General features: G+C 72.5%; 7 protein-coding genes. 4 read left to right on the top strand and 3 right to left on the bottom strand.

Annotated features, from left to right (window positions below; all coding sequences use genetic code 11):
• Window positions 1-40 precede the first annotated feature (40 nt).
• From ACXJKG_RS17550 to ACXJKG_RS17540, 3 genes are read right to left on the bottom strand one after another with little or no spacing between them, the layout of a single operon-like run.
• Window positions 41-1057 (bottom strand): TIGR03842 family LLM class F420-dependent oxidoreductase, encoded by a 1017-nt coding sequence (locus ACXJKG_RS17550; protein ID WP_456847028.1) that lies wholly within the window; start codon window positions 1055-1057, stop codon window positions 41-43.
• 13 nt (window positions 1058-1070) lie between these two features.
• On the bottom strand, window positions 1071-2489 hold the full coding sequence (hydA, locus tag ACXJKG_RS17545) for a dihydropyrimidinase (protein WP_456847027.1): 1419 nt from the start codon (window positions 2487-2489) through the stop codon (window positions 1071-1073).
• A gap of 16 nt (window positions 2490-2505) precedes the next feature.
• Window positions 2506-3354, bottom strand: a complete 849-nt coding sequence (locus ACXJKG_RS17540) for a nitrilase-related carbon-nitrogen hydrolase (protein WP_456847026.1) — start codon at window positions 3352-3354, stop codon at window positions 2506-2508.
• A 235-nt stretch (window positions 3355-3589) separates the two neighbouring features.
• Here ACXJKG_RS17540 and ACXJKG_RS17535 point away from each other — a divergent pair, with 235 nt between their 5' ends.
• The 4 genes from ACXJKG_RS17535 to ACXJKG_RS17520 all read left to right on the top strand — a co-directional run.
• Window positions 3590-4915 (top strand): aminotransferase-like domain-containing protein, encoded by a 1326-nt coding sequence (locus ACXJKG_RS17535; protein ID WP_456847025.1) that lies wholly within the window; start codon window positions 3590-3592, stop codon window positions 4913-4915.
• 207 nt (window positions 4916-5122) lie between these two features.
• Entirely contained in the window at window positions 5123-6109 is a 987-nt protein-coding gene (locus ACXJKG_RS17530; RefSeq protein ID WP_456847024.1) for a putative F420-0 ABC transporter substrate-binding protein, read from the top strand.
• Window positions 6106-7125 (top strand): putative F420-0 ABC transporter permease subunit, encoded by a 1020-nt coding sequence (locus ACXJKG_RS17525; RefSeq protein WP_456847023.1) that lies wholly within the window; start codon window positions 6106-6108, stop codon window positions 7123-7125. Before ACXJKG_RS17530 ends, ACXJKG_RS17525 begins: the two co-directional genes overlap by 4 nt.
• Window positions 7116-7458 (top strand): ATP-binding cassette domain-containing protein (locus tag ACXJKG_RS17520; protein WP_456847022.1); only part of this gene is annotated, 343 nt, incomplete at its 3' end. The genes ACXJKG_RS17525 and ACXJKG_RS17520, both read left to right, overlap by 10 nt.

Genomic DNA, 7458 nt, shown 5'->3' with positions numbered 1-7458 from the left:
GGGACGGTCCGCGGCGGGGCCAGGGTCGTCGCGAGATCGGTCATGCGGTGGCCACGACCGGCGTCGCCAGCGCGGGGATGACGTGCTCGCCGTACACGCGCATCGTCTCCTCCTTGTTGTCGTGCTGGAGGTAGCCGGCGAACTGCGTGACGCCGAGCTCGCGCAGGGCCTCCAGGCGCTCGACGTGCTCGCTCGCGCCGCCGAGGATGCAGAACCGCTCGACGATCTCGTCCGGCACGAACGCGGCGTGCGTGTTGCCCGCACGCCCGTGCTCGTTGTAGTCGTAGCCCTGCCGCCCCGCGATGTAGTCGGTCAGGGCCTTCGGCACGGCCGAGTCGGCGCCGTACCGGGCGACGATGTCGGCCACGTGGTTGCCGACCATCCCGCCGAACCAGCGGCACTGCTCGCGCATGTGCGCCCGGTCGTCCCCGATGTACATCGGCGCTGCGACGCAGAACTTCACCGCGTCGGGGTCCCGGCCGGCCTGCTCCGCGGCGTCCCGCACCACCTTGATGGTCCACGCGGCGATGTCGGGGTCCGCGAGCTGCAGGATGAACCCGTCGCCGACCTCGCCCGTGAGCTTGAGCGCGAGCGGCCCGTACGCGGCGACCCAGATGTCGAGCGCCGACCCCCGCGACCACGGGAACTGCACCTTCGCCCCGTTGATCTCCACGGCCCGGTCGTTGGCGAGCTCGCGGATCACGTGCACGGCCTCACGCAGGGTCGCCAGGTTCGACGGCTTCCCGTGCAGGGTGCGCACCGCCGAGTCGCCGCGACCGATGCCGCAGATGGTCCGGTTGCCGTACATCTCGTTCAGCGTGGCGAACAGCGACGCGATGACCGTCCAGTCCCGGGTGGCGGGGTTGGTCACCATGGGGCCGACCATGACCTTGCGGGTGGCCGCGAGGATCGCCGAGTAGATGACGAACGGCTCCTGCCACAGCAGGTGCGAGTCGAAGGTCCAGACGTGGCTGAACCCGTGCGTCTCGGCCAGGCGGGCAAGCTCCACCGTCCGGGAGGCGGGCGGGTTCGTCTGCAGGACGACGCCGAAGTCCATGTATGGGTCCGATCTACAGGAGGTACTGGGACAGGCCGCGCGGCACGTACTGCCCGTGCCCGGCGCGCCCGCGGTAGCCGGTCTCGTCCACGACGACGGACCCCCGCGACAGGACGACGTCGACGTGCCCGTCGATCTCGTAGCCCTCCCACGCGGAGTGGTCCATGTTCATGTGGTGCGTCTTGCCCACGCCGATCGACGTGTGCCCCGCGGGGTCGTAGACCACGACGTCGGCGTCGGCCCCCGGCGCCACGACGCCCTTCTTCCCGTAGAGCCCGAACATCCGCGCGGGCGTGGTCGACGTGAGCTCGACCCAGCGCTCCAGCGTGATCTGGCCCGTCACGACCCCCTGGTACATGAGGTCCATCCGGTGCTCGATCGAGCCGATCCCGTTCGGGATGGCCCGGAAGTCACCGACCCCCAGGTCCTTCTGGCCCTTCATGCAGAAGGGGCAGTGGTCGGTGCTGACCATCTGCAGGTCGTTGGTCCGCAGCGCCTGCCACATGTGCTCCTGGTGACCCTCGGCCCGCGAGCGCAGGGGCGTGGAGCACACCCACTTGGCGCCCTCGAAGCCTGGTGCTCCCAGCTGCTCCTCGAGGCTCAGGTACAGGTACTGCGGACACGTCTCGCCGAACACGTTCTTGCCGGCGTCGCGCGCCCACGCCAGCTGGGCCACGGCCTGCTTGGCGCTCACGTGCACCACGTACAGCGGGGCTCCCGTGACGTCGGCCAGCATGATCGCGCGGTGCGTGGCCTCCTCCTCGAGCTGCCAGGCGCGCGCGATGCCGTGGTAGTACGGGTCGGTCTTGCCCTGGGCGACCAGCTGCGCGGCCAGCACGTCGATGGCCGGCCCGTTCTCCGCGTGCATCATCGTCAGCAGCCCGAGGTCGGCCGCCTTCTGCATCGCGCGCAGGATCTGGGCGTCGTCGGAGTAGAAGACCCCCGGGTACGCCATGAAGAGCTTGTAGCTGGTGATGCCCTCGGCGACCAGGCCCTCCATCGCCTTGAGCGAGTCCTCGTCGACGCCGCCGATGATCTGGTGGAAGCCGTAGTCGATCGCGCAGTTGCCGGCGGCCTTCTCGTGCCAGGCGCCCAGCCCGTCCATGACCCGCTCCCCCGTGCGCTGCACGGCGAAGTCGATGATCGTGGTCGTCCCGCCCCAGGCCGCTGCCCGGGTGCCCGTCTCGAACGTGTCCGAGGCGTTGGTGCCGCCGAACGGCAGCTCCATGTGCGTGTGTGCGTCGATGCCGCCCGGGATCACGTACTTGCCGCTCGCGTCGATGACCTGGTCGACGTTCGCGGCGAGGTCGAAGCCGAGCAGCGTCGAGCCGGGGCTGAGCACGGCGGCGACCGTCTCGCCGTCGATGAGCACGTCCGCGGCCGTCCGCCCGGTCGCGCTGACCAGGGTGCCGCCGGAGATCAGGGTCTTCATCGGTGTCCCTCCCCGCTCACGGAGCCACGATCGGGCCGTAGGCCTCGGGCCGGCGGTCGCGGAAGAACTGCCACCGCTCCCGCACGATCCGCACCTGGTCGAGGTCGAGGTCGCGGATCAGCAGCTGGTTCTCGCTCGATGAGCCGACCTCGCCGACGTAGTTGCCGTCGGGGCCGACCGCGTACGACGAGCCATAGAAGTTGACGGCCTCGTCGCCGTACTCGTTGTCCTCGAGCCCGACGCGGTTGTTGGCGACGACGAAGTAGCCGTTGGCCACCGCCGCGGCCGGCTGCTCGATCTCCCACAGCTTGTTGGAGATGCCCGGGGCCGTGGCGTTCGGGTTGAAGACGACCTCGGCGCCGTTGAGGGCCAGCACGCGCCAGCCCTCCGGGAAGTGCCGGTCGTAGCAGATGTTCACGCCGATCTTGCCGACCGCGGTCTCGAACACGGGGTACCCGAGGTTGCCGGGCCGGAAGTAGAACTTCTCCCAGAACTTGGGCAGGTTCGGGATGTGGTGCTTGCGGTACTTGCCCAGGTAGCTGCCGTCCGCGTCGATGACCGCCGCCGTGTTGTACAGGACGCCCGGCTGCTCCTCCTCGTAGACCGGGAGCACGATGACGATGCCGAGCTCCTTGGCCAGCGCCGAGAAGCGCTCCGTCGTCGGGCCGGGCACGGACTCCGCGTAGTCGTAGTACGCGGTGTCCTGCGTGATCCCGAAGTACGGGCCGTAGAAGAGCTCCTGGAACGCGATGATCTGGGCACCCTGCGAGGCGGCCTCCCGGGTCCAGGCCTCGTGCAGCGCGGTCATCGACTCCTTGTCGCCCGTCCAGGTGGCCTGGGTGAACGCGACGCGTACGACGGTCATAGGGCTCCTCCGCTTCTCTGTCCTCGACCGGCCTCGGAGCCCACGCGGCGCCTGAGTGCCCGTTCTTGGCACCGTAGCCTGGAATGTGACTGTCGGGGTTGAACATTTCTGCGGCGTTACTCCCCGTTTCCTGGACGCGAACATCGATGACCGCCGCGTAAACACTTCGTCCCGCACGCGGGCGCCACGCCGGACCGCGTCGGACGCGGCGCCCGGGGCATGCATCCTGGCCCGCATGGACCTCGCCGCCCACGTCGACGACCGCAGCCCCCGCGGCATCGCCGCGACCGTGGCCCGCCTCGTGCGTGGCGGTGACCTGCGGCCGGGCGACCGCCTGCCCACCGTCCGGACGCTCGCCGCCGAGCTCGGCGTCAGCCCCGCGACGGTCAGCGGCGCCTGGCAGGCGCTGGCGGCCGTCGGCATCGTCATCTCCCGCGGTCGCGCAGGCACGGTCGTGCTCCCGCCGCCGGCGAGCTGGTTGCCGCCGCGTTACCGCGACCTCGCCGGCGGCGCCCCGGCGCGGGTCGACCTCTCGACAGGTACCCCGGACCCCGAGCTCCTGCCCCTGATCGGCCCCGCCCTCGCCCGCGTCGCCCTGCAGCGCCCCGCGGCGGACACGGGCGCCTACCTGGCCGCCCCCGTCGTGCCCGCGCTCGAGGTGCTGCTGCGGGAGTCGTGGCCGTTCGCTGCGCAGCGGATCACCGTGGTCGACGGGGCGCTCGACGCGATCAGCCGCGTCCTGGAGCGGGTGGCGGTCTACGGCTCGCGCGTGGCCGTCGAGGACCCCGGCTTCCCGCCGCTGTTCGACCTGCTGGACCAGCTGGGGCTCGAGCGGGTGCCCGTCACGCTCGACCGGCAGGGCATGCGGCCCGACGACCTGGAGCGGGCGCTCGACGGCGGGGCCGGCGTCGTGGTGCTGCAGCCGCGCGCGCACAACCCCACGGGCGTGAGCACGACGGCGACCAGGGCGCGGGAGCTGGCGCACGTCCTGCGCCGGCACGACGCGCTGGTCGTCGAGGACGACCACTCGGGCGAGATCGCGTCGGCCCGGGACGTGAGCCTCGGGGCGTTCCTGCCCGACCGCGTCGTGCACGTCCGCTCCTACTCGAAGTCGCACGGGCCCGACCTGCGCATCGCCGCCGTGGGGGGACCGGCCACCGTCCTCGACGGCCTCGTGGCCCGGCGGATGCTCGGCCCGGGCTGGACCAGCCGGCTCCTGCAGCACGTCCTGGTGGACCTGCTGACCGACGGCGGGGCCATCGAGGCCGTCGCCCACGCCCGGCGCGTGTACTTCGCGCGCCGCCGGGCCCTGCGCGAGGCCCTGGCCACCCACGACATCGCGCTCGAGCCCGGCGACGGCATCAACCTGTGGCTGCCCGTGCACGACGAGCGCACCGCCCTCGTCCGGCTCGAGGCCGCCGGGATCCGCGTCGCGCCGGGCGCCCCGTTCTGCGCCGACGGCACGAGCGGTGCGGGCGACCACGTCCGCGTCACGGTCGGCCTGCTCGGCGCGGAGGTCGACGACGTCGCCCGCGCCCTCGCCCTGGCCGCGGCCCCCTGAGCGAGAGATCCGCCACTGACCAGCGGCTCCGCTTGCCGAGAGGCCACCCCCCAGGCCTACTCTGTGCGCGGAACCCGACCGGATCTGGCCGGGTCGCGCCGCCCGGTCGTGGGCGGCCCTCCGGAGGTGCGACGTGCACCCCACCCCCGCGCGAGCGATGCACCGCCGCGCGCCTGGCGAACGAGCACCCCGGAGCCCGCACCCCTCATGCCCAGAACCCGCATCCTCGTCGTCGCCGCCGCGGCGACCCTCGCGCTCGCCGGCTGCTCGGCGGCGCAGAGCACGTCCGGGACCGCGCCGACCAGCACGCCGAGCGCCACGTTCGCGCCGGTCTCCCTCGACAACTGCGGCACGCCGGTCACCATCGACGCGCCGCCGACGAAGGTCGTCACCATCAAGTCGACGGCGACCGAGATGCTGCTGGCGCTCGGGCTGCAGGACGTGATGATCGGCACCGCGTTCGCCGACGGCCCGGTGCCGGACGACCAGGCTGCGGCCTACGACTCGATCCCCGTCGTCTCGGACAAGGTGCCCGGCCAGGAGGCGCTGCTCGCGCTGGAGCCGGACTTCGTCTACGGCGGCTGGGAGTCGAACTTCTCGGCCGACGGCGTCGGCGACCGCAGCACCCTGGCGAACCTCGGGATCGCCAGCTACGTCTCCCCCGCCGCGTGCAAGGAGCCGGACTACATGCCCGACCCGCTGACCTTCGACAAGGTCGACGACGAGATCCGCGAGGTGGCGAGCATCTTCGGGGTGCAGGACCGCGCGGAGGAGCTCATCGCGGAGCAGAAGGCGACGCTCGCGGCCGTGACGAAGCCGACCGAGAAGACGACCGCGCTCTGGTACAGCTCGGGCTCCGACACCCCGTACGTCGGCGCGGGCATCGGCGCGCCGCAGATGATGATGGACGCCGCGGGGCTGACCAACATCTTCGCCGACGTGCACGACACCTGGACGTCGGCCGGCTGGGAGCAGATCGTCGCGGCGGACCCGAGCGTGATCGTGCTGGTGGACGCCAGCTGGAACACGGCCGCGAAGAAGATCGAGATGCTCGAGGCCAACCCGGCGACCAACCAGCTCACGGCGGTCAAGGAGCACCGGTACCTCACCATCCCGTTCCCGGCGTCCGAGGCGGGCGTGCGCAACGCCGACGCCGTGAAGTCCCTCGACGACCAGCTCGCCGCGCTGGGGTGAGAGCCCGGACACCGCTCGCGCTGTTGGTCGCCGCCGGGCTCGCAGCGCCGGTCGTGACGATCCTGGTGGCGGTGACCATCGGACCGGCGGACCTGAGCGTCTCGGAGGTCGCGCGGAGCATCGGCGGGCACCTGGGCCTCCCGGTGAGCCCGGTACCGCGCCTGCACGACGCGATCGTGTGGGACCTGCGCCTGCCCCGCGTGCTGACGGCGGCGGCGGTCGGGGCCGGGCTCGCGATCGCCGGCGCGGTGATGCAGAGCCTGACCCGCAACCCGCTGGCCGACCCGTACCTGCTCGGGCTGTCGTCGGGCGCGTCGCTGGGCGCCGTCGCGGTGCTGGTGGTGGGTGTGAGCCTGCTGCTCCCGGTCGCGGCCTTCGCGGGCGCGCTGGTGGCCCTCGTCGCCACCCTGGCGCTGGCCCGCACCGGCGGCACGCTCGCACCGGGCCGGGCGGTCCTGGCCGGCCTGGCCGTGTCGCAGCTGTTCGCGGCCGGCACCAGCTTCGTCATCTTCTGGACCGCCACGGGCGACTCCTACCGCGAGATCCTCAACTGGCTCCTCGGGTCGCTGGCGGGCTCCACGTGGTCGTCCGTCGCCATCGCCGGGTCCGCGGTCGTCGTCACCGGCGTGGTCCTGCTCGGGGCCGCCACCCGGCTCGACGCGTTCGCGTTCGGTGACACGTCGGCCGGGGCGCTCGGCATCGACGTCGACCGCACCCGCTGGACCCTGATGACGGTCGTCGCGCTGCTGACGGGCGCGATGGTCGCGGTGAGCGGGGCCATCGGCTTCGTCGGCCTGATCCTCCCCCATGCGGTCTCGTCGCTCACCGGTCCGGCGCACCGCAGGCTGCTGCCCGTGGCGGCGCTCAGCGGCGCGGTGTTCCTGATCTGGGCGGACACCCTCGCGCGCACGCTGTTCGACCCGCGGGAGCTGCCCGTCGGCATCGTCACGGCCCTCATCGGGGTCCCCGTCTTCGCGTACCTGCTGCGCCGCGGGAAGGGGATGGCATGGAGCTGACCCTCGACGGCGTCGGCACCCGCCTGGGCGGCCGCTGGGTGGTCGACGGCATCGACGCCACCCCACCCGCGGGCCACCTGACCGGGCTGCTCGGCCCCAACGGCGCGGGCAAGACGACCCTGCTTCGGCTCATCGCCGGGCTGCTCCCGCCCGAGCGGGGCGGGGTCCTGGTCGACCACGCCACGCCGGTCCACGAGCTGCCGCGCAAGGGCCGCGCGCAGCGCATCGCCCTGCTCGAGCAGGAGTCGTCGAGCACGGTCCCCCTCACGGTCCGCGAGGTCGTCTCGCTGGGCCGCATCCCCTACCGGAGCCTGTGGGGCAGCGACCCGGACG

This window comes from Cellulomonas sp. P5_C6 (genome assembly GCF_054049635.1).
Note: the sequence above shows the minus strand (reverse complement) of the source record. Positions and strands in the feature narration are given on the sequence as shown.